Annotated in this window: 23 protein-coding genes; 14 read left to right on the top strand and 9 right to left on the bottom strand. The window is 59.0% G+C overall.

Annotated features, from left to right (window positions below):
- The first annotated feature begins 149 nt into the window (after window positions 1-149).
- The 3 genes from J122_RS00655 (at window position 150) to J122_RS00665 (ending at window position 2,574) form a co-directional block, all read left to right on the top strand.
- A complete protein-coding gene (locus J122_RS00655) occupies window positions 150-875 on the top strand; it encodes an ATP-binding cassette domain-containing protein (RefSeq protein ID WP_061330688.1) in 726 nt (241 codons plus the stop codon).
- A complete protein-coding gene (locus J122_RS00660; RefSeq protein WP_061330689.1) occupies window positions 875-1,666 on the top strand; it encodes an ABC transporter permease in 792 nt (263 codons plus the stop codon). The genes J122_RS00655 and J122_RS00660 overlap by 1 nt, the downstream gene beginning before the upstream one ends.
- Before the next feature lie 230 nt (window positions 1,667-1,896).
- A complete protein-coding gene (locus J122_RS00665) occupies window positions 1,897-2,574 on the top strand; it encodes a response regulator (protein WP_061330690.1) in 678 nt (225 codons plus the stop codon).
- Between the two features lie 11 nt (window positions 2,575-2,585).
- Here J122_RS00665 and J122_RS00670 read toward each other — a convergent pair whose 3' ends face one another.
- The 4 genes from J122_RS00670 to J122_RS00685 form a co-directional block, all read right to left on the bottom strand.
- Window positions 2,586-4,865 (bottom strand): NahK/ErcS family hybrid sensor histidine kinase/response regulator, encoded by a 2,280-nt coding sequence (locus tag J122_RS00670; protein ID WP_227510055.1) that lies wholly within the window; start codon window positions 4,863-4,865, stop codon window positions 2,586-2,588.
- Window positions 4,849-6,009 carry a nitric oxide-sensing protein NosP gene (gene nosP, locus J122_RS00675; RefSeq protein WP_061330691.1) on the bottom strand — a complete coding sequence of 387 codons (1,161 nt, stop codon included), beginning with the start codon at window positions 6,007-6,009 and terminating at the stop codon, window positions 4,849-4,851. Before nosP ends, J122_RS00670 begins: the two co-directional genes overlap by 17 nt.
- Before the next feature lie 255 nt (window positions 6,010-6,264).
- Complete coding sequence (locus tag J122_RS00680) at window positions 6,265-7,368, bottom strand: porin (protein ID WP_061330692.1); 1,104 nt, start codon at window positions 7,366-7,368, stop codon at window positions 6,265-6,267.
- Between the two features lie 178 nt (window positions 7,369-7,546).
- Window positions 7,547-8,914 (bottom strand): WS/DGAT domain-containing protein, encoded by a 1,368-nt coding sequence (locus tag J122_RS00685; RefSeq protein WP_061330693.1) that lies wholly within the window; start codon window positions 8,912-8,914, stop codon window positions 7,547-7,549.
- A gap of 348 nt (window positions 8,915-9,262) precedes the next feature.
- On the opposite strand from J122_RS00685, the gene J122_RS00690 reads away from it, so the two are divergent.
- Window positions 9,263-10,186: an alpha/beta hydrolase gene (locus tag J122_RS00690; protein WP_058092487.1), complete on the top strand. Its 924-nt coding sequence runs from the start codon at window positions 9,263-9,265 to the stop codon at window positions 10,184-10,186.
- Between the two features lie 94 nt (window positions 10,187-10,280).
- Window positions 10,281-11,030, top strand: a complete 750-nt coding sequence (locus J122_RS00695; protein WP_061330694.1) for an FFLEELY motif protein — start codon at window positions 10,281-10,283, stop codon at window positions 11,028-11,030.
- A gap of 6 nt (window positions 11,031-11,036) precedes the next feature.
- Here the strand turns inward: J122_RS00695 and J122_RS00700 are convergent, their stop codons facing one another.
- Window positions 11,037-11,315 (bottom strand): polyhydroxyalkanoic acid system family protein, encoded by a 279-nt coding sequence (locus J122_RS00700; RefSeq protein ID WP_061330695.1) that lies wholly within the window; start codon window positions 11,313-11,315, stop codon window positions 11,037-11,039.
- Window positions 11,316-11,431: 116 nt separating this feature from the next.
- Between J122_RS00700 and ubiE the strand changes: the two genes are divergently transcribed.
- From ubiE to J122_RS00745, 9 genes are all read left to right on the top strand, one after another.
- Window positions 11,432-12,214: a bifunctional demethylmenaquinone methyltransferase/2-methoxy-6-polyprenyl-1,4-benzoquinol methylase UbiE gene (ubiE, locus tag J122_RS00705; protein WP_061330696.1), complete on the top strand. Its 783-nt coding sequence runs from the start codon at window positions 11,432-11,434 to the stop codon at window positions 12,212-12,214.
- On the top strand, window positions 12,214-12,855 hold the full coding sequence (locus tag J122_RS00710; RefSeq protein WP_061330697.1) for an SCP2 domain-containing protein: 642 nt from the start codon (window positions 12,214-12,216) through the stop codon (window positions 12,853-12,855). Before ubiE ends, J122_RS00710 begins: the two co-directional genes overlap by 1 nt.
- Complete coding sequence (ubiB, locus tag J122_RS00715) at window positions 12,852-14,495, top strand: ubiquinone biosynthesis regulatory protein kinase UbiB (protein WP_061330698.1); 1,644 nt, start codon at window positions 12,852-12,854, stop codon at window positions 14,493-14,495. Before J122_RS00710 ends, ubiB begins: the two co-directional genes overlap by 4 nt.
- 28 nt (window positions 14,496-14,523) lie before the next feature.
- Window positions 14,524-14,940, top strand: a complete 417-nt coding sequence (hisI, locus tag J122_RS00720; RefSeq protein WP_058092481.1) for a phosphoribosyl-AMP cyclohydrolase — start codon at window positions 14,524-14,526, stop codon at window positions 14,938-14,940.
- 12 nt (window positions 14,941-14,952) lie between these two features.
- Complete coding sequence (locus J122_RS00725; RefSeq protein ID WP_061330699.1) at window positions 14,953-15,282, top strand: phosphoribosyl-ATP diphosphatase; 330 nt, start codon at window positions 14,953-14,955, stop codon at window positions 15,280-15,282.
- 87 nt (window positions 15,283-15,369) lie between these two features.
- Window positions 15,370-15,600: a Sec-independent protein translocase subunit TatA gene (gene tatA / locus J122_RS00730; protein WP_058092479.1), complete on the top strand. Its 231-nt coding sequence runs from the start codon at window positions 15,370-15,372 to the stop codon at window positions 15,598-15,600.
- 11 nt (window positions 15,601-15,611) lie between these two features.
- On the top strand, window positions 15,612-16,076 hold the full coding sequence (gene tatB, locus J122_RS00735) for a Sec-independent protein translocase protein TatB (RefSeq protein ID WP_061330700.1): 465 nt from the start codon (window positions 15,612-15,614) through the stop codon (window positions 16,074-16,076).
- Window positions 16,073-16,855 carry a twin-arginine translocase subunit TatC gene (gene tatC, locus J122_RS00740; RefSeq protein ID WP_061330701.1) on the top strand — a complete coding sequence of 261 codons (783 nt, stop codon included), beginning with the start codon at window positions 16,073-16,075 and terminating at the stop codon, window positions 16,853-16,855. Before tatB ends, tatC begins: the two co-directional genes overlap by 4 nt.
- A complete protein-coding gene (locus J122_RS00745) occupies window positions 16,852-17,571 on the top strand; it encodes a 16S rRNA (uracil(1498)-N(3))-methyltransferase (RefSeq protein ID WP_061330702.1) in 720 nt (239 codons plus the stop codon). Before tatC ends, J122_RS00745 begins: the two co-directional genes overlap by 4 nt.
- 20 nt (window positions 17,572-17,591) lie before the next feature.
- On the opposite strand, the gene J122_RS00750 is transcribed toward J122_RS00745, so the two are convergent.
- Genes J122_RS00750 through J122_RS00765 form a run of 4 tightly spaced genes read right to left on the bottom strand, consistent with a single transcriptional unit; the run spans window position 17,592 to window position 22,024 of the window.
- Window positions 17,592-18,815 carry an FAD-dependent monooxygenase gene (locus J122_RS00750; RefSeq protein ID WP_061330703.1) on the bottom strand — a complete coding sequence of 408 codons (1,224 nt, stop codon included), beginning with the start codon at window positions 18,813-18,815 and terminating at the stop codon, window positions 17,592-17,594.
- A complete protein-coding gene (ubiH, locus tag J122_RS00755; protein ID WP_061330704.1) occupies window positions 18,805-20,091 on the bottom strand; it encodes a 2-octaprenyl-6-methoxyphenyl hydroxylase in 1,287 nt (428 codons plus the stop codon). The genes J122_RS00750 and ubiH overlap by 11 nt, the downstream gene beginning before the upstream one ends.
- A 4-nt stretch (window positions 20,092-20,095) precedes the next feature.
- Window positions 20,096-21,415 (bottom strand): Xaa-Pro aminopeptidase, encoded by a 1,320-nt coding sequence (gene pepP / locus J122_RS00760; protein ID WP_061330705.1) that lies wholly within the window; start codon window positions 21,413-21,415, stop codon window positions 20,096-20,098.
- A 12-nt stretch (window positions 21,416-21,427) separates the two neighbouring features.
- Window positions 21,428-22,024, bottom strand: a complete 597-nt coding sequence (locus tag J122_RS00765; RefSeq protein WP_061330706.1) for a UPF0149 family protein — start codon at window positions 22,022-22,024, stop codon at window positions 21,428-21,430.
- Between the last annotated feature and the right edge of the window lie 57 nt (window positions 22,025-22,081).

A 22,081-nucleotide genomic window follows, 5' to 3' on the forward strand; every position in this document is an offset into this window, starting at 1 on the left:
TCGAGTTTCACAGTCTCCCTTTTTTATCCTATCCCCCCATCTTGGGCCGAAAATGGTTCTTTAGTACCAACTCTTTGCTACTTTCCGAATATTCCGGTGCCAAACGCCATGCCCTATGCTGGACCGATGCAAGACAGGATCTGGCGACTATGGAACTGCAGGCAACCGAGGTGAGCTTCCGTTACGGAAGCCGTGAAGCCCTGAAAAACCTCAGCTTTCGGCTTAAATCAAGGCAATTTCACGGGCTTCTGGGGCCGAATGGCTCCGGAAAGACGACCCTGTTCGGCTTGATTACCCGCCTGTTGGCACTACAGCAAGGGCAGATCAGACTGGGACGGCACCTGCTAGATCGCCATGCGACGGAGGCGATGAAATCGCTTGGCGTTGTTTTTCAGCAAAGCGCTCTTGACCCTGATCTGACGGTATTGCAGAACCTCGAATACCACGGCGCACTCCAGGGAATGAACCGAAAGGACCGGCGCCAGGCGATAGACCGCGAAATGGCTCGCTTTGGTCTGGAAGGGCGCGCCGGGACTCGTGTCCGGGCACTAAACGGCGGGCATCAGCGCCGTGTGGAGCTAGCGCGCGCGCTTTTGCACAGCCCCAGCCTTCTGATTCTCGATGAACCAACTACTGGTCTGGACCTGGATACCCGACATGGACTCATTTGCCATATTCACCAGCTCTGCCGCGATGAAGGCCTGACTGTGCTATGGGCCACCCACCTGGTTGACGAAATTTGGCCAAAGGATAACGTACTGCTCCTTCACGAAGGTCGGCTAAAAATGCAGGGCATTGCCGAGACTCTGTGCCATCAAACTGATTCCGCCGATCTTGGAGAGCTAGTTCAAACTCTTGGCAAGGCTCAACCCTAATGAAAGTCCGCTTCTTTTGGCACGCTTATCTGGGCATTCAGATCCGGGAATGGCAGCGCTTCTGGCAACAACGAAACCGTTTTGCCACAGCGCTGATTCGCCCCTTACTTTGGCTGTTTATCTTTGCCATCGGCCTCGGCCTCTCGGACCGCGAATACAACCTGACGGGCTCCAGCCAGACGACCAGCTATCAAAGCTATCTCGTACCCGGCCTCTGTGCCATGGCCATCCTCTTCAACAGCATGCAGAGCGCTCTGTCCATCGTTTATGATCGGGAAGTTGGCAGTATGAGAGTAATGCTGGTCAGCCCATTGCCCCGCTGGTTTCTGCTATCGTCTAAATTATTGGCCATGGGGACACTATCAGTCATCCAGGCGAGCGCCTTTCTCGCGATCGCCTGGATGACCGGAGTGGTCGACATCGGGCTGATACCCTTGCTTTTTGTTCTGCCCGTTTTTCTGATGGCCGCATTGATGCTGGGCTCACTCGGTCTACTGATCGCAACTTGGATCAAGCAGCTGGAGAGCTTTGCCGGTGTCATGAACTTCGTCATTTTCCCGGTGTTCTTTTTGTCCTCAGCCCTTTACCCTGCCGAGAATTTTCAAGGTCAAAGCGGATTGCTCTATGGCCTGGCAATGGCAAACCCTTTTACTCACGTTACTGAATCTATCCGCCATGCCCTGACGCTGTCCTGGCATCCCCAGTCACTGGGCTTCGCCATCGCAAGCACGGCATTACTGGCACTTTTTGCCGTTCGCGGTTTCTCTCCACAGCGAACCAAAGTTCTTTAAACGTCACGGCGGCAAAACCAGTACTTTGGTATTACCCGTTTCAATCCCATGGTCTCATTTATTGCTGCCCGAGGGTGTCGTGTAATGAATGTTGAACAACAATAACTGGCGGCAAAGCCACCCCGGGAGACCACATGACGATGCCATTCGCTCAGACACGCTCCGCTGATAAGAGCTATCATGTTCATAATAAGCGTTCTGAAGATCAACAAAATCAGGTGATAAACCCCATGGAACCGGCCTACAAGATTCTCATAGCCGATGATCACCCTTTATTCCGGGAGGCAATCAGCAACGTCATTGCTTCAGGGTTTGAAAATACCGAGATAATCGAAACTGAAAACCTCGACAATGCATTAGAGATCGCAAAGAACACCGATGATCTTGATCTGATATTGCTTGATCTCAATATGCCGGGAATGCACGGTCTAAATGGACTGATTACACTTCGCAATGAAGCTCCGAGCCTTCCTGTGGTGATTGTGTCGGCGGAAGAGGACAAGCAAGTTGTCTTGCAGGCGATAACCTATGGCGCCATCGGATTCATTACCAAATCATCCCCACGGTCAGAAATGACAGGGGCAATTCAACAGATTTTGAACGGCAATGTCTACCTCCCCTCAGATATCATTCGTACCAGCAAAGAAAACCACTCTCGCAAACACAGAAACGATGAAAACGCGATTTCACCGGAAATGCTCAACTCTCTCACCCGTCGCCAGCTACTGGTTTTAGAGCGCATGGCCAAGGGCGAGTCAAACAAGCAGATTGCCTACAACCTGAACATTGCCGAAACCACAGTGAAAGCCCACGTATCTGCAATACTGCGCAAGCTAGCAGTTCACAACCGCGTCCAGGCGATACTCTCCGCCGGTGATGTCGATTTCAGTCATTACCTGAAACGTTGATCAGATCACAGTCACACCTGGTTCTGCAGTTTGCTGAAAACGTGATAAAGCACACTGCGTAATTTCAGCGGCTTGACCGGCTTGTTCATCAGCAAATACCCCAGCTCGCGGATGTGCTGTTTCAGCTCGTTGGTGTAATTGGCCGTGATCATCAATACCGGCGCCGGCTGACTGCGCCGGCCATTGATCTGGGCAACCGCATCCACACCGTTCTCATCGTTATCCAGATGGTAATCCGCCAGGATCAGGTCCACCGGTGCGCTGGCGATATCCACTTTGGCGTCCAGATCAGGCAGAGAGACAGCGGTCACCACCCTGCAATCCCAACCCTCCAGCAGGGTTTTCATCCCCTCACAGATGGCCAGATCGTTGTCGATTACCCACACCCTGGCGCCGGACATGCCGTGATCCACTTCAACCTTCTGGATGTCCGTGGTCGCCGCCGGCGAGGGCTGCAACTGCCCCAGAGGCACCCGCACGCTGAACACCGAGCCTTTGCCCTCAGTCGACGCCACAGATACTTCATGCCCAAGCATGCGGGATATCTTGTCGACGATCGCCAGCCCCAGGCCAAGCCCCTTGTCGGCCTGAGAGCCACTCGGGCGAATACGTTTGAATTCCTGGAAGATCTCGGTCAGCTTGTCTTCGGGAATACCCGGGCCGGTGTCCCAAACCTGCAGCAACACGTGATCATGCCGGCGGCGAACACCGAGCAGGATGCGCCCCTGACCGGTATAACGGATCGCGTTGGTCAGGAAGTTTCTCAGGATTCTGGCCAACAGCTGGGAGTCAGACTGCACCACCGCCGAAGACGGCACGAAATCCAGCCGCAGCCCCTCTGCCAAAGCCATCTGTCGGAATTCCCGGGCGATGTTGTTGAGCAGATCCCGCAGATCAAAGGCGGTCACGTCCGGTTTGATCACCCCGGCGTCCAGCTTGGAAATGTCCACCAGCGTGCCCAGCAGGTTCTCTACGTCGTCCAGCGAGGTGCTGACCGAGCGCACCAGGCCCTCGGCCCTGGGGCCGAAGCTCTGCTCCTGCAACGCACTGGTAAAAAGACGGGCGGCGTTCAGCGGTTGCAGCAGATCGTGACTGACGGCGGCCAGAAACTTGGTTTTCGACAGATTGGCCCGCTCAGCCTCCAGTTTGGCCTCCCTGAGGCGCGCCTCAACCGCTGCACGCTCGGAGATCTCCTGACGAAGCTGGGCGTTGAGGCCGGTCAGTGCCGCTGTGCGCTCCCGTACCCGCTTCTCCAGGTTGTCATAGGCCTGCTCCAACGCTAGCGCGGTTTTTCGGCGATCGGTAATATCACGAATCAGCACGAAGAAGCCGACCACTTCGCCATTGTCATCAACGTTGGGCACATACGATCTGAGCATGTACCGCTGCTCACCCCGAACACCGGTTTCGTCAAACTCGAATGTCACGCTGTGGCCGTCCATGACCTCCAGAATCTGGGGTAGCAGCCGCTGGTAAAATTCAGGCTCGTGCACCTCGTCCAGGCGCATACCCAGGGGCGACTGCCCGGGCTGGCCATACCAGGCCTGGTAAACCTTGTTGCAGAACTGCACGGTCAGATCAGCGCCCACGTATGCAATTAATGCCGGCACATGGTCTGTCACCACGCGAATCCAACGCTCGCTTTCTTCCAGCGCCTTGATACGGCGCGCCATTTCGCTGTTCTTGACGTCAGTGATGTCGGAATACAGCACCACAAGCCCGCCTTCCCGCGTGGGCCTTTCGGTCATCTGCACCCAGCGGCCGTTGGACAGCAGGAACACCGTGCCCTCGGCATCCTCGTGACTGTGCTCCTCGACGACCAGCCCGGAGCTCAGCGCTTTCGATTTCACCTTGTCTATCGGGGTGCCCGCTGCCGGCACCGGCACACCGGCATGGCGCCAGTAACTCCGGAAACGGCTGTTGGTCTGAATCAGGCAGTGGTTGTGGTCGAACAATACGAATCCATCAGCAATGCTTTCAATAGCATCGTTCAGGCGCTGGCGCGAGGTCTCCGCCTCTTCCCGGGCACGCATCAGGGCTTTGTTACTGGCCTTGAGTTCTTCCATGGTCAGGTTCAGGGCTTCCGTGCGCTCACGGACCTGCTCGGCCAGTATCACCGAGTGCTCGAACGCCGCGTAGGGCTCCGGCTTGTGGGCAGAGCCAGACTCCACCCGAACAATCAACGCGTCCCGGATATCACGCAGGCGCCGGTTTTCAGCTTCCAGTTCCGCAATGCGTTGGTCCTTGTCAGACTCGCCGGAAGATTCGGGGATATCAGGTACTGAACTCAGGCTGGCCAATGACCACCCCCGTAAAGGTCTGAGTAATGTGCATACCGTTGAACTGCTCCCCGTAGGTGTTGAACCCCACCACACGGTGCGCTTTGAGGAATTCGGAAACCGCGTCACTTTGCCCGGTCAGCTCGGCTTCGAGCCGGCGTAAAAAACAGTCACACCCCAGTGTTACCAGCGGTGTGCCGACCACCCGCTCGGAGGCTTCAATCTGGGTTCGTACACTGTCCAGGAGCGAACCCGGCGCCATGGCGGTCATGACAATGCCAGTCTCCACTGCGCAATAGAACGTGAGACTGCGATCAGGATTGACTCTCTGGATAGAGCGAACGAAATAGTTCCCTCCTACTCGAACGCCCAGGGGCCGCAGGGCAAACACCTTGCGGTCCAGTTCATCCAGCGATACGCCCACCGCCCGGGCATAGACCTCAGCTGCCGGCTCCGCGTTCAACTCGTATACAGTCCGGCTTTGCGGACAGGCCCGGGTAACCACCAGTTTTTCATTCAGCGGTTCCATGTGGTGGGTCGAGAACACCCGGAAATCCAGCGGGGTATTGACCAGCATGACCGTGGCCGCCCCGCAGTGAAATTCACCATCGTAATAAACGTGGGTATCTGCCAGGCGCTCGTCGTCCCCCGCAGATCCACCAAACTGAGGGATTGTGCCTAAAGCCGCATTGAGAGTCGCCAGTACCAGTTCTTCCCGGCTGGAAAGACCATCCAGCAAGGTAATGGCAAAGGTATTGCCCTTGACCGGCGCCAGGCTGGCATCCCGGCAGGTGGTCAGCATCTGGTCAATGACGCCCTGGGCGTCCTGAAGGGTGAATCGATCCAGCTGCCGAATCAAAGCACAATCGATGGCGAAGTAACGGGCATCAAACCCGATGGCGCTGATGCAGCCCCGGTCGTATCCCTGCTCGGTAATCTCACCGGCCGAGGTGCAACCGTAGACACGCACACCAGAGAAGGCTTTTTGCAGAGCGGGACCCAGTTTCTGCAGGTCATACTCAACAGAGCAGAAGAACAGTACGCAACCCAGGTTGTCGTGCACAAGCTGCCTGGCAAGCTCTGCGGCGGCCAGCTCGGGCTCGCGGACGCTGGAACTGGCGACTCGCACTGCGGGTAACTGACTGACTGGCTTCATCGGTTGCCTGCTCGGAATACGGGAATCTGATACCGATTCTACGCCTCCTGAACCACCAGCCAATGCGACTTCAGTGCACTTTGTCGGCGCGCCAAATCTTCCGTAAGCCATTGATTATATCCCCCTTGAATCAATGTCCGGTGACGCAGCCAGGTTTTGGCAAGAGCAAACCGGCACTTTAGTCTGAGACGGCCATCGCAGGCGCACCGGCGTCCTGCCGGCTACCTGCAAGGCCATAGACAGGAGCAAAACTCCTCAGAACATTACAACGGCACCCAGGGCCAGAGTGTTGGCATCTGCGGCTTTGACACCGGTAGACTTGGTCTCCTGCTCGAACATGTTGTATTCGGCCACCAGCTTGAAGTTACTGTTAACGTCGTGGAACACGGCTACAGACGTATTCTCGGTCTCGAAATTACCCTGATCGGAATCGGTTTCACCGTAAGACAGCACAAAGCGGTTCGCCCCCAGGGTGTAGGAAGCCTGAACCAGGTAGCCATCGGCGTCTTCTTCAGAGGCCAGAGCCCCATCCGTAATCAGAACCGGCACATCGCCTTTGGAAGTGAAGCCTGAAGCCGTCAGGGACAGACCGGCCACAGCCGCTTTCACACCATAGCCAACGCCCCGACTGTCGATCTTGGTAGTGGCGTTTTCGGAGCTCTGATGACGACCGTTCACCCAACCCGTCAAGGCCACGCCGTTCAGGTCAGCGCTGTAGGTGACTTCCGCCTCAAAACGCGGGGCAGACTGCTCAGACTGGGCGCCCGGCGTGGTGTTGGCAGGCTCAAAAATACCCGCTGCAACGTTCAGGCCGCCCATGTCCGGTGTGCGATAGGTGATCTGGGCTGACGGATTTGGGTAAGGGTAGCCAGTGCGGATATTGCCGAAAGACACGCCTGTGGCTGCACCCGGAGAACCAAAACCCATCAGGATCTCATCCAGGAAAATATTGGAACGGGCGTACAGGCCGAAATCTTTACCAATCAGGACCTGACCAAAAGCGCCATCCACGGTTGCATACAGTTGACGCACATCGATTGCGGTGTCGGTCGGCGACTGCAGGCTGTCGTTGATCGTGCTCCAGAACGATGAACGGCCACCCAGTGTCAGGTCGCCCATCTCCTTACTGAAATTGAAGCCGATGGTGTTCGGCAAAAAACCCATCTTGACGTCGGAATTGCGCACGTCAGCAACTTTGTCATCACGGTTCACGTAAAACGCATTGAAGTAGCCATCCACCGAAAAGCTGGTGCCGTCCTCGTTGTACAGTTCAATGGCTGCATTGGCTCCGGCACTGGCTCCCATGGCCGCCATCATGGCAATGGCCAACCCTGACTTTCTGAAGTTGTTGTTTTTCATACATCCCCCGGTTGTTTTTTGGAAATCTGGGATAAGAGGACCGGTTATCCGATCGCTCCAGGCGAGGTCTGACGCCTGATTTCCATGGTCGGTGATGCAACAACAGGGGGAAATGCTTCCAGCGAGCAGGTTTTCTGCTCATTTGGGAGGCATTTGGAACGAAACTTTGGAAGTACGACTACGTGGGAAGACCACCCGGGAACTGGTCCAGTTCAGACAAGCAGTCATCAAGAAACTCATGGGGGTTGGCCAGCACGGCCTCGTCTGCCACCACACCAAACTGCACCTGACCGGCGTAGCTGACGATACTCACACCCAACCCGATATCGCCGGCCTGGGGCACCCAGAACATCTGTTCGGTGATGGCACAACCGGCCAGGTAACGGGTCTCCGGCGTGCCAGGTACATTGGACACCACCGCAGAGGCTTTGCGGAAAAACAGGTCAGCCAGTGGTTTGCGCCCCACCTCCGGCAACAGCGCGGCGCTGGCCGTCAGCCCCCAGGCGATCCCCGGCTGCCAGCTCTTCTTGAGCTTGCGGGTTTCATGCTTGATGCGGAACAGCCGCTCCAGGGCACTGGCTCCATCCACCGGCATGGGCACGAACACCGTGCCAAAGCAGTTGCCGGGCTCTCCGTCCTCCGGCCGAACCCCCTCCGGCATCCGGGACCGGATATCCACGGGCACGGCCGCATGCATGACCGCATCGTCCAACTGTTCTGGTGACATCCCCAGCCGTGGGCGCACAGCAGCCGCCACACAGGCCAGTAACACATCGTTGATCGTAGTATGAGTGGCCGATGCGACTGCACGAAAACGGTCAAGCGCCAACGGTTCAGACCACCGACAGCTACGCCGGCCCAGCAATGGCCGCCGCAACTCAGAGGGCGTATCGGCCGGTTCCGCCAGAAACTCGCTGAGCTCATGCACCACCCGGGCACTGGCCTCCAGTGCCCGCCCGGCGTGCCCCGCCCCTTTGGTGGGGTCATCATCCGGTATCGCGCCGGAAACCTGGCCTGCCTGGGCAGCCATATTTCCCAACCATTGCCTGGCGTAGGTTGTCCACCGTTCCAGCTGCGGCAACTCGGCAGCGCCATAGATGGCCGGGTACTGCCGGGGCGACGGCGGGCATAGTGTTGAGAAAATGCCCAGCAGGGACAGCCCGTCAGCGTAACAATGATGCAGGCGCAGCAGCAAGGCCGCACCACCCTGGGCGTTGGGCGCCAGCCAGAACTTCCAGCCCGGGCGATACCGCGGCAGCGGCTCGTTCAGCCGCGCCGACACCCAGTCCTGCAACTGATGCTGATCAAACCGGTCTATCACCACATCAAGGTGATGGGAAACGGAAAAAGTGGGGTCTTTCTGCCAGTACCAGGCCGGCGCCTTCCAGACCGGGCGGCAGAGAAAACGCTCCCAGGCGGTCCAGTACACCTCCAGAAATTCCCGGAACCGGCCGGCCGTCAAGCCGTCAACCCGGAGCATAATGGTAATGGTCATGGGGTTTTCCGGCCGTTCCAAAGCCAGCCAGGCCGAATCCGAAGGCAGCATGAGATGCGATTGCTCCTGGTTCAAACCTGATAGTCCCCGATGAATAACGTGCCCGATAAGTAAAAAGCCAATCCCGCATTGTGCCAGAGTCCTTTACGGGGCTCCATCACCGTGCATCGCCCACAGCGTTACAAAAAATTACCTGCAAGTAACCCTTCGGCTCTATACTGGTTATATGTAATGATGCAATGGTTATAGAGAAGGACCACGATGCTGCGCGATTGGCTACAGATCTCCGGAAATCCCGGCGGTAGTGCCACTAACTCGCCCAGCCAGACGCGGTACAAATGAGAGACCGGCACAACCAAAACCAATAACAGTCCATTGCAATGCCGGGGGAGATGAATCATGAAAGCCAGTCATGTTCGCAAACTGATCAAGCCTATCGAGAGCGCCTATTCAGAGATGTTCTCAGGCCGGGTTTACCGTGTTGGTAAAGGCGCCGTATCGGTGCGGAATCATAGCGGCGCTGCGGAACATACCGTCATCGGCGTCCACGGCTTTCTGGAAAATCACTGTTACTTCACCCAGGCCTATGACGGCCCGACCACCGAACTGATTCTTCTCACCTGCAGCAACTACCATATTCCGGTAAACGGTGTCACGCCGGAGAACCCGGGCTGGGAAGTGCCCATCAAGCATCTGGAAGGTACCATTGAGTATGATGCCTGTGTTCTGAATCAGGCACTGCAAAACCTGCCCAGCACCCGCAATATCCGGATCCACGGCCACTCCAGGGGTGGTGCGGTGATTCTTGAAGCCATCAAGCAGTGGCCAGAGCTGTACGAAGATGTCGAAATTGTGCTGGAAGCGCCAGTGCTGCCCCAGGGCAAACTGCACGCCCTGGTGACCACCCTGCTGGAGCCGGTCAGCCACGGCATGTGGCCCTGGCTGATCCGTCTGATCAACAGCGCGCCGCAATCCGCCTATGGCCAGACATTCTTTGGCAAGATGAACCCGAGAAAACGGCAGCTGCTGAACAAATTGTTCTATGCCACCAAGGATCATCTGACCATCGTACGCAACATTGAAAATATCATGGAGTGGATGGTCCGCACAGACACCTCGGTGTACCAGCATGTGCGCCATGGCACGTTCCTGATACCTGCGACGGATCGCATCCTGGATCGCAATGCCATGCTGGCCAGTGCCCGTACCAGCCCGACCAACATGCGCATCATCGAAACCGAAGCCCCCAGCCACTTCATCACGCTGGACAGCAAGGAATGGGTGCCCGGTCTGGAAACTCTGCCTGTTGCCGCCGAGGGCTGAACCTGAACAGGTGCAGCCCGGTTTCCGCTTCGCTAAACTGAGCGCCTTTTTCTGAGGCCATGCCTCTTGTCGCCGGTTTTATTGGAGCCCCTGCATGTATCGTGAGCGCCTGGTCACAACGGACGTGAATTCAGAAAACGCCCACCGGCTTAAACGCCTGCTACTGGAATACCACGACTTTCGCCAGCTCAAGTCAACCCACCCCTTGCTGGAAGACACCCGCCGCATCGCCGACTGGCAAGCGGAACGGCTAAAAGCCACGCACCAGGACCTTTACCAGAACCCCGGCTACCACACCGGCCTGGAATTCTTGCTGACAGACCTTTACGCCCCTGCCGGCATGACCCAACGGGACGATAACATCGACCGGGTCTTCCCGAAGATGGTGAAGTGGCTACCAGACCACCTCTTGGGCACCTTTGCCGGGCTGGTTGAACTGAATCTGGTCACCCAGAGCCTGGATCTGGAGCTGGCACAATGGTTTGACCGACACAACCTGAGTACCGCCTCAATCACCACCAGCGACTATTGCGACGCTTATCGGGCCAGCGGCCAGTTGAGCATCCGCAGCCGGCAACTGGAACTGGTGGCCGACACTGGCCAGCAGTTGGACCGCTACGTGCGCAACCGCACCCTGGGCTGGCTGCTGTCGATGAGCCGGGGGCCGGCGGAAATGGCCGAGCTGGGCGATCTGCACAGTTTCCTGCACCGGGGCTACAGCGCATTCCGGAAGATGGAGGATGTCGACGTGCTGATTGAACGGCTGATCGGTCGGGAAAGACAGGTGATGGAGAACATTCTGGCCGGCCACCCGGAACCCTTCTCGGTACCGGGCAACCTTTAACCAGGCTCAGGCCGTGAGAATCTGGTCCAGTTGCGAGTGAATTTCCTGTTCGATACGGGATTTGAACGGGCGCAGCATCAGCCCCAGTTCCAGGCGGATGTGCAGATCACTGTCAGAGAGGTCCAGGTGGCCTTTCACCCCACTGCGCTTGAACGTGAGCAGGTCGCCCTCCCACTGGTAATTGACATCGAACTGCTTCGACAGGTCCTTGGCCAGGGTTTCCGCCGCTTCACGGGCGTGGGCTTTGTCCAGGGAGTGGGCGCGATGAATATCAATGACAGACATGGATCAGTTTTCTCGGTTGTTTGGAGACAGATTTACAGTGTAAGTCGGCAATAAACTTGTAGCCAACCCCTCAAAGGTTAGAATACCAACCTGAGATTCTGACAGGACCAACACCCATGAGCGAGCAGCAAACACCGGGCACCCCCGGCAACGGCCAGGACGACGTAACCCACTTCGGGTTCCGCAATGTACCCAAGAGCCAGAAAGCCAGCCAGGTGGCCGAGGTTTTCCACAGCGTGGCCGGCAAATACGACCTCATGAACGATTTGATGTCGATGGGCATTCACCGGCTGTGGAAGCGCTTCACCATTGAGCTCAGCGGTGTTCGCCAGGGCCATCAGGTACTGGATATTGCCGGTGGCACCGGCGATCTGACCATGAAATTTTCTGACCTGGTCGGCCCCACCGGCAAGGTGGTGCTGGCCGACATCAATGCCTCCATGCTGCAGGTGGGCCGCAGCCGGCTGACAGACCGGGGCTACGCGGGCAACATCGAGTATGTGCAGGCCGATGCCGAGCACCTGCCGTTCCCGGACAACAGCTTTCAGGCCGTGTCCATCGCCTTTGGCCTGCGCAACGTCACCGACAAGGATCAAGCCCTGCGGGACATGGCCCGGGTACTGAAGCCCGGTGGCAAACTGATGGTTCTGGAATTCTCCAAGCCCACCAATCCGCTGCTGAGCAAGGCCTACGACACCTATTCCTTTACCGCCCTGCCGTTGATGGGCCAGCTGATTGCCGGCGACAGTGAAAGCTACAAGTACCTGGCCGAGTCCATCCGCATGCACCCGGACCAGGACACCCTGAAAGGTATGATGGAACAGGCCGGTCTGGTGAACTGCAAGTACTACAACATGACCGGCGGCATTGTCGCCCTGCACGTAGGAATCAAACCCTGATGTTCCCCGGCCCGACCCTTTTGTCCGCTGCCAGCGCCATTGTGGAGATCGCGCTGAACCGGGCATTGGAGCTGGACACAGCGGGCCGGCAGGCCTTGCTGGACGCCCTGACCGGGCCGGCACAATTCAACATCAGCGCACCGGTCCCGTTGACCTGGACCCTGGAGCGTGTGGGCGAACGGGTTCAGGTGCGCAGTCAGCCCGCCGATGCCCCCGAGTTGGTCATTACCGGCCGCCCCATGGCCTTTGTTGCCCTCGCCCTCGGCGATGATCAGGTGTTTGCGGACAATCGGCTGGGCGTGCAGGGCAATACCGCCCTGGCCCACCAACTGCAACGTGCCCTGAACCAGCTGGAACCGGACTGGGAAGCAGCCATGGCCCGACATCTTGGCGACCTTCCGGCACATTTTCTGGGCAAGCGCATCCGCAGTGCCGTGCAGTGGAGCCGGCATGCTGCGAATGCCATGAACGCCAATCTGGAAGAGTACCTGCACGAAGAGAGCCGGGCCCTGCCCGGCCGCAGAGAGCTGGAGGCCACCTTCCAGGACATTGACCAGCTCAACCTGCGTACTGAACGCCTGGAAGCCCGGCTGACACAGCTGGAGAGTTCCGGTAGCGACAACGATACGGAGACTTTGTGACCCGCCTGCAACGCCTGTTCCGAATTGCCTGGGTATTCTGCCGCTACCGGCTGGACACGTTTCTGCCCCTGGCGGAACTGCCCACGCCGCTGAAGATCTTCTTCCTGCTGGCGCCCTGGCACCTGTTCCCCCAGCCGAAACTGAGCCGGGGCGACCGGCTGCGACTGGCGCTGGAAGAACTCGGCCCGGTGTTCGTCAAATTTGGCCAGATTCTCTCCACCCGGCGGGACCTGCTGCCCGACGACATGGCCGAATCCCTGAAACAACTGCAGGATCGGGTGCCGCCGTTCCCCAGCGACCAGGCCCGGGGCATTATCGAGAAATCCCTCGGTGCACCGGTATCGGAGCTGTTCGCCGAGTTCAGCCCGGACCCGATGGCCTCGGCCTCCGTGGCCCAGGTACACGCCGCCACCCTGCCCAATGGCCAGAGAGTGGTGGTCAAGGTGCTGCGGCCGGGTATCGACAAGGTGATCCGCCAGGACCTTGGCCTGATGTACCTGATGGCCGGCCTGCTGGAAAAATACTGGTCTGAAGGCAAACGCCTGCACCCGGTGGACGTGGTGGCCGATTACGACGCCACCATCCACGATGAGCTGGACCTGCAGCGCGAAGCCGCCAATGCCAGCCAGTTGCGCCGCAACTTCGACAACTCACCGCTGATCTACATCCCGTTCATCGACTGGGACTACACCCGCAAATCCGTGCTGGTGATGGAGCGCATTCACGGCATCCCCATTGCCGACGTAGACAGCCTGAAAGCGGCCGGCGTCAATATGAAAGTGCTGGCCGAAAAAGGCGTGGAGATCTTCTTCACCCAGGTGTTCCGGGACAGCTTCTTCCACGCCGACATGCACCCGGGCAACATCTTTGTCGACGCCTCCAACCCGGCCGACCCGAAATACATCGCCATCGATTTCGGCATTGTGGGCACCCTGGCGCCAGATGACCAGAGCTATCTGGCCCGGAACCTGCTCGCGTTCTTCCGCCGGGATTACCGCCAGGTGGCCCAGCTGCACATACAGTCCGGCTGGGTGCCGCCGGACACCCGGGTGAATGAATTCGAGGCGGCCATCCGTACCGTGTGCGAGCCCATCTTCGAGCGGCCACTGAAAGACATCTCCTTCGGCCACTTCCTTCTGCGGTTGTTCCAGACCGCCCGCCGTTTCAATATGGAAGTGCAGCCGCAGCTGGTACTGCTGCAGAAAACCCTGCTGAACGTCGAGGGCCTGGGCCGCCAGCTGTACCCGGACCTGGACCTGTGGAGCACCGCCCAGCCGTTCCTGGAGAAGTGGATGCGCCAGCGCATCGGCCCCGCCGGGTTGATCAAATCGCTGCAAACGCACCTGCCGGCCTGGCTTGAACAGTCGCCGGAGATGCCACAACTGGTTCATGATGCACTATTGCAGCTTCGAAGCAGCGGCCCAACGGAAGAACAGAATCGCGCTACGCTTGAGTTAATGAAAGAGCAGCAACAGCGCAGCGACCGCCGGTGGCGCCGGGGATTCATTGCCGCCGTACTCGCCGCCGCAGCCCTGGCGGGCACTCAGGAGCAGGCCACGCAGCTGGTGGCCAATGCGCCACTTTGGAGCTGGGCCTTGCTCGCCCTTGCCGGCGCGGTCATGCTCCGGGGTAGCCGTTAAACGATTGGATTTATCAGGATTCACAAAAATGCAAGATTCCCCCGCTAACGTCGTACAGCCTGACTGGCTCAATGAGATTCGCTGGACAGAAGACGGTCTGGTACCGGCCATCGCTCAGGATGCCGACAACGGCGATATCCTGATGATGGCGTGGATGAATGCCGAGTCGCTGAAGCTGACCGTTGAGGAAGGCCAGGCAGTGTACTGGTCCCGATCCCGGGGCAAACTCTGGCGTAAGGGCGAAAGCTCCGGGCACCAGCAGGTACTTCGGGATATCCGGCTCGACTGCGATGCCGACGTCATTTTGCTGAAAGTGGAACAAAAAGGCGGTATTGCCTGCCATACTGGTCGGCGAAGCTGTTTTTACCGGACCCTGAAAGACGGCCAATGGGTCAGCGCCGAGCCGGTGCTGAAAGACCCGAACGCCATCTACGGCAGTGATTGAGGAGCAGACACCGTGAGTGATGTACTGGAACGCCTGGCCCAGGTCCTGGAAGCCCGAAAGGAAGCCGACCCGGAAACCTCCTACGTGGCCAGCCTGCACGCCAAGGGGCTGAACAAGATTCTGGAGAAGGTGGGCGAAGAGTGCACCGAAACACTGCTGGCCGCCAAAGACGCTGAACACTCCGGGGACACCCGGGATGTGGTGTACGAAACGGCCGATCTGTGGTTCCACAGCATGGTGATGCTCTCCCGGCTTGGGCTCGGACCAAAAGATGTGATTGATGAACTGGCCAGTCGTTTCGACCTGTCAGGCCTTGAAGAGAAAGCGTCGCGGAACTCGTAAAAGAGGTACCCCTAACGGGGATTTCCGGGAACGGTCGCCGTTGGCGTACAATGTCATGGAACAGCAACAATTGAACGAGGAACCCTCATGGGTATCAGCATCTGGCAACTTTTAATCGTACTCGGCATCGTCATCCTGTTGTTCGGAACCAAGAAACTGCGCAACATCGGCAGTGATCTGGGCGGCGCGATTCGTGGCTTTAAGAAATCCATGAGCGACGAAGAAGAAAAATCCGCTGATCAGAGCACGCTGGAAGGCCAGCAGGCTGAGAAAACTGAGGCCCCGGCCGAAGAGAAGCCCCGGGAAAAGCAAAGCTGAGTACCACCTGAATGTTCGATATTGGCTTCATTGAGCTGCTGATCTGCGGCATCATCGCGCTGCTTGTACTTGGGCCTGAGCGCCTGCCTACCGCTGCCCGGGCTGCGGGCCGGTGGATTGGCGGCGCGCGGCGCATGGTGGGCCAGTTCACCTCGGAACTGGATCGCCAGCTCAAGGCAGAAGAGCTGCGGGAAGAGCTCCGCAAGGCCGGTGACGTCGGCCTGGACGACATGGAGAAAACCGTCCGCGGCGCCCTCGATGAAGCCAAGAAATACGAACACATGATCCTGCCAGACAGCGAGACCCGCAAACCGCGGCCCGCACCGGCAACCCGCCGGCTTGCCGGCGAGGAAAGCACCAATCAGTCCACCGCCGAGTCTCCGCAACCCGCTCCGCAAGGCGACAACGCCGATCAGGAAGCCAGCGGTGAAGCCAGCAGCACGACACCAGAGCGGCCATCGGATAATCGTTCATGAGCGACCCAGGCAGTAACCCGATACCTCCTGAACAACAGGAGATGCCCCTGATCGAGCACCTGCTCGAATTGCGCAACCGGCTCCTGAAAATGGTGCTGGCCGTGATTGTGTGTTTTGCCTTTATCTACCCGTTCGCCAACGACCTTTACCTCTGGCTGTCGTTACCACTGCGTGAGCTTTTACCGGTGGGCCAGACCATGATCGCCACCGACATCACCTCGCCTTTCTTTGCGCCCCTGAAACTGGCCCTGGTGCTGGCGGTATTTGCCGCCATCCCGGTGATCCTGTATCAGCTCTGGAGCTTCGTAGCACCGGGCCTGTATGCCCATGAAAAACGCCTGGCGTTTCCCCTGCTGTTTACCTCGGTACTGCTGTTTTACGCCGGCGCAGCGTTTGCCTATTACGTGGTGTTCCCTCTTGTGTTCGGTTTCTTCACCGCCATCGGGCCCGAGGGCATTGTCGAGCTGCCAGACATCAGCAGTTACCTGAACTTCGTGCTGAAAATGTTCTTTGCCTTCGGCGTGGCCTTCGAGATTCCCATTGCCACCGTACTCCTGATCCTCACAGGTGCCACTACACCCCAGGATCTGGCCGCAAAACGCCCCTACGTGGTGGTGGCCTGCTTTATCATCGGCATGCTGCTGACCCCGCCCGACATTATTTCCCAGACCCTGCTGGCGGTGCCCATGTGGATTCTGTTCGAATTCGGCATCCTGTTCGGGCGCCTGGCATACCGACGTGTCGATGACGCCTCTGAGGGCGAGTCCGACTCCGCATGAATCTGGCGCTGCTGTTCGACGAAGACTTCACCGGCACAGACCGGGTGCTGCTCCGCGGTCGCCGCCTTGAACACCTGAGGACCGTACTCAAAGCCAGTACCGGCCACCAGATTCCGGTCGGCCGGGCCAACGGCGCCATGGGCACCGGTGAGATTCTGACCCTGACAGACTCCGAAGCGGAGCTGAAAGTAACGCTCAGCCAACGCCCACCACAGCCCCTGCCACTGACCCTGATCCTGGCCATGCCACGGCCAAAGATGTTCCGCCGCGTGCTGCAGACCTGCGCGTCCTTGGGGGTGAAGGATATCTGGCTGATTAACAGCTACAAGGTGGAAAAAAGCTTCTGGCAAACTCCGTGGCTGTCAGACGACAACCTTAAGGAAAACCTGACGCTGGGCCTTGAGCAGGCTAAAGATACGGTGATGCCACAGGTGCATATCCGCAAGCTGTTCAAACCCTTTGTGGAAGACGAACTACCGGCCCTGCTGGCAAATAAAATCGCACTGGTGGCGCATCCCGGCACCACCGCACCCTGCCCGGTTCACCTGAACGAGCCGGCAGCCCTGTGCATCGGGCCGGAAGGTGGTTTTACCGATTACGAAGTGGGCAAACTGGAAGAGGCCGGATGCCAGGGCGTGCATCTGGGGCCCCGCATTCTGCGGGTGGAAACGGCCGTGCCAGTGTTGATCAGCCGGCTGTTTGATGCCTGCGGCTGAGCTACCCGCAAAGCCGTCTCTTATTCCGTGATACCCATGGCCTCGGCCGCCACGCGATTCTTCAGCATGGGCAACTGGTTGAGCCAGCGCATACCGGTATTCCGTAACCAGCGAACCGGCAGCTCGTCCCGGGCAAACAGCTGCTTGAAACCTTCCATCGCCGCCATCATAGTGAGATTTTCCCCTTTCCGGCGCCGCTGATAGCGGGCCAGCACCAGGGCATCGTCCGGGGCCAGGTTGCGGGCTTTTGCCCGAGCCAACTCTTCCAGCAGGGCCCGCACATCCCCATAGCCCAGGTTGGCACCCTGGCCTGCCAGCGGGTGAATGGTGTGGGCGGCATCCCCTACCAGTGCCAGGCCGTCGGTAACATAGTCCTTGGCATGTCGCTGGCGCAGCGGGAAGGCAAAACGCTCGGAGACCTCCAGCACCTCACCCAGTTGCTGCTCGATAGCAACACCCAGCGCCTGCCTGAACGCCTCGGTGTCCAACGCCATCAGACGTTTTGCTTCCAACGTATCCTGGGACCAGACAATTGAGCAGAAATGGTCATCGCCGGCTTCATTCAGCAACGGCAAAAAGGCCAGGGGCCCTGTTGGCGAAAAGCGCTGCCAGGCGGTGTAGCGGTGCGATTGGCGGGTGCGGACCGTACATACAATTGCCTGCTGATCGTAATCCCATTCCCGCGTCGCCAGGCCACTCCATTGCCGCAAGCGAGACATGGCGCCATCGGCTCCGACCACAAGGTGGGCATTCAGGCGCCGACCGTCTTCCAGCTCAACACCGTCGCGGCCATGCCAGGCCTTCACCCGGAAGCCATCAAACAGTGTTACTTCACTGTCAGCGAGTTCTTCAAACAGCGCGCGCACAATGTCCCGGTTCTCAACAATGGTGCCCAGTGAGCTGGCGTGCAGCTCCGCTGCATCAAAATGGATACGCCCGGTGCCGTCACCGTCCCACACCGTCATCTGCCGGTAGCCACAATGGCGACTGTCCTGCACCCGCCGCCAGGCACCCAACTCATCCAGCAGGCGCTGGCTGGCCAGGGAGATTGCGCTGACGCGGGGCTCAAAGGCGTTCACGTCGGTTGCCGGGGCCGCCGGTGCAACCAACTCCGCTGCGGTGGCACCTTCAATCAACCCGACCTGCCAGCCCTGGCGGGACAGCCCCAGGGCCAGTGCTGAGCCAATCATGCCGCCACCCACAATCAGGATATCCATCTGCGAATTGCCGGAATCACTGGTCATTGCGGGCAGGCTCCTTCGAACAATCGGCACGGGAAACAATGGGTTTACGGCCACCGGTGCCCATGGCTTTGCGGGCAAACCAGCGCTTGGCGCCGGGTACCAGATCCAGGCCCACCAGGCCCGCGTCCCGGGCGGCCGCCAGAGGTGGCAATGATTGCCCGAATACGCGAATCAGGGAATCCGAAAACTGCACGGTTTGCTGCCAGTCCTGCCGGTGCAAGCGCTGATACTCACCCAGGATCGACAGATCACCCAGCGGCGTGCCTTCGTCCACCGCTCGCCGGAACTGCTCCACCAGGGTCATCAGCCCGCGCAGGGCCAGGTTAAACCCCTGCCCGGCGACCGGGTGCAACGCGTGGGCCGCATTACCGACCAACGCAACGCCCGGGCGCACGGCTTCATCCACCGTGGTCAGTTTCAACGGGTAATGATGACATTCCCCTATCCGGGTAAAGCGCCCCAGGCGCCAGCCAAAGCGTTCCTGCAAGGCCTGGCATCGCTGGTCATCGGACAGTGCCAGTACCTGCTCCAGCGCACTGTCGGTGAGCGTCCACACCAGGGCGGACTGGTTTTCCGCCGTCACCGGCGAGCCATGGGGCAGCAAGGCCATAGGGCCCGCCTCGGTGAAGCGTTCAAAAGCGGTAAATCCGTGTGCGTCACTGGTGGAGACGTTGGCAATCAGGGCATTCTGACCGTAGTCTTCGGTGCGGGTCACAAACCCCAGCTGCTCCCGCAGGCCAGAGCGGCCGCCATCAGCCACCACCAGGCACTGCCCGGTCAGACTGTATTGGTCGTCACCCTTGCGAATCTCGACACGAACGCCACCAGGCATCGGCGTCATACCGGTGACTTCCGCCGGTGCCTGCCAGCTCACGGGGGTGTCCAGCAGCGCCCGCATCAAGCTCAGGCCCATCCAGCGGTTATCGGCAACATAGCCCAGGGCGGCCTGACCATGATCCTGCGCATGCAAACGGGTTGCGCCAAATCGCCCCCGGTCCGACACGTGGATGTGGTGGATTGGCGTGGCATGTTCCGCCAGTACCTGCCACAGCCCAAGGTTTTCGAAGATCAGCCGCGAGCCCCAGGCCAACGCCGTGGAGCGTGCGTCGTAACTGGGCTGGTAGTCTTCGGGCAAGGCATCTGGCGACAGTGGAAAGGTTTCAACTACCGTTACCCGTAACTCCGGCACCACGCGCGCCAGCGCCAGCGCCAGAGTGGCCCCGGCCAGGCCGCCACCGGCAATGATCAGATCGGTATCGGTGCGGGTGTCTGTCACTGTGTCAGTCCGCCATCAGCGCTTCAATCTCGGCAATGGTCTTCGGAACATCGCCAGTGAGAACCCGGCAACCTTCCTTGGTGACCACCACATCGTCTTCAATGCGAATGCCAATGCCTCGCCATTTGGCGTCTACATTGGCATTGTCCGGCGCGATGTAAAGCCCGGGCTCCACCGTCAACGCCATGCCCGGTTCCAGTTCGCGCCAGGCATCACCCACCTTATAGTCGCCCACATCGTGCACATCCAGGCCCAGCCAGTGACCGGTCCGGTGCATAAAGAAGGGCTTGTAGGCCTCGCTGGCGATGGCGTCATCGAGCGAACCAGAGAGCAGCCCCAGGTCAATCAACCCCTGGGTAAGCACTTTCAGTGCCGCCTCGTGAGGATGGTTCCAGTGATTGCCTGGCCGCACGGCGTCAATTGCCGCGTACTGGGCCCCCAGCACCACTTCGTACAGGGCTTTCTGCTCCGAACTGAAACGGCCGCTGACCGGGAAGGTACGGGTGATATCCGAGGCGTAGCATTCCAGCTCGCAGCCGGCATCAATCAACACCAGATCGCCCTCTTTCAGGGGCGAGCTGTTTTCGATGTAATGCAGGATGCAACCGTTGGCACCGCCACCCACGATGGAAGGATACGCCGTTGAACGGGCACCGTGTTCCATGAAGGTATGGATCAGCTCGGCTTCCAGGTTGTATTCGTAACCGCCCCGGCGTGCCCGCTTCATGGCACGGCAATGGGCTTCGGCGCTGATCTGTCCGGCCTTGGCCATCACTTTCACTTCAGCGGCGCTTTTGTACAACCGCATGTCATGCAGCAGGTGTTCCAGGGCCACGAACTCGCCGGGAGGATGGGCGCCTGCGCGCACCTTGCTGCGGATAACCTTGACCCAGTCCATCACCCGGTTATCAAAGGCGTGGTCCTTGCCCAGCGGGTAATAGACCCGGCTGCGGCCTTCAATCATTCCGGGCAGGATGTCGTCGATGTCGGAAATCGGAAAGGCATCGTCCATACCGAAGCGCTCAATGGCGCCTTCCGGCCCCACCAGGAAACCATCCCACAGTTCTTTCTCCGGGTTCCGCTCTTTGCAAAACAGCACGGTTTCACCGTGCTCACGGCCGGGAATCAGCACCAGCACGGCCTCGGGCTCGCCGAAGCCTGTCAGATACTGAAAATCACTGTCCTGGCGAAACGGATGCAGCACATCCCGGTTCCGGACCCGTTCCGGGGCCGCCGGCAGGATCGCGATGCTGTCTGGCGCCATACGGTCCATCAACTTGCGCCGGCGCTCAGCAAACTCTTTCACGGAAATCATTGAGGTCATGATGTCTCCAGGTCAATGCAGGGTCGGGGTGTTGGCCGGCTTTTCCGGTTCGTTGAACTCGGTAAATACCGCCAGGGCACCCAGCCGGATGTATTCGGTTATCTCCAGCAACTGCTGCTCGCTTTCTTCATCCGATTCTTCATCTTCCGACAACTGGCTGATGGCCACCATGTCTTCAATCAACTCGCGAATCTCGTCCGGAGCCTGCCCCAGGGATGCTCCGGCCGCCAGTGCCATGCCTTCCAGGAAACCCCGAACCCAGGCCACCAGTGCCTCAAGGCGCTGATCAATGGCGTAATCATCATCCGGCAGCAACGGGTGAAAACTGAGGTCTGACGACTGCAACTGCGCGAGCGCCGTCTGGTAGGCGCCGTTCATAAATGGCGCCAGATCCCCGGACTCTTCCATGGCCTGAGTGGCAAGCCCCATCTGTTCACAAACCATGGCCAGCCATTCGTCTTCCTGAATACGGGAACCAGCCGCCAATCGACCACACAATGCACCATGCAGCTCAGAGGGGTGGCTGAACGCCTTGTGTGTGGTGTAAACGTTGGCCCAGCGTTCAAATTCAGCGGCGCGGGCAGCACCTGTACTATCGGTGTCAGACATGAAACCCTGTGTTCCTGTGTCAGGGGAGCCTGGCCGTTCTACCAGCCGGGTTCCGTA

This window comes from Marinobacter excellens LAMA 842, assembly GCF_001574445.1.
Taxonomy (GTDB): Bacteria; Pseudomonadota; Gammaproteobacteria; order Pseudomonadales; family Oleiphilaceae; genus Marinobacter; species Marinobacter shengliensis.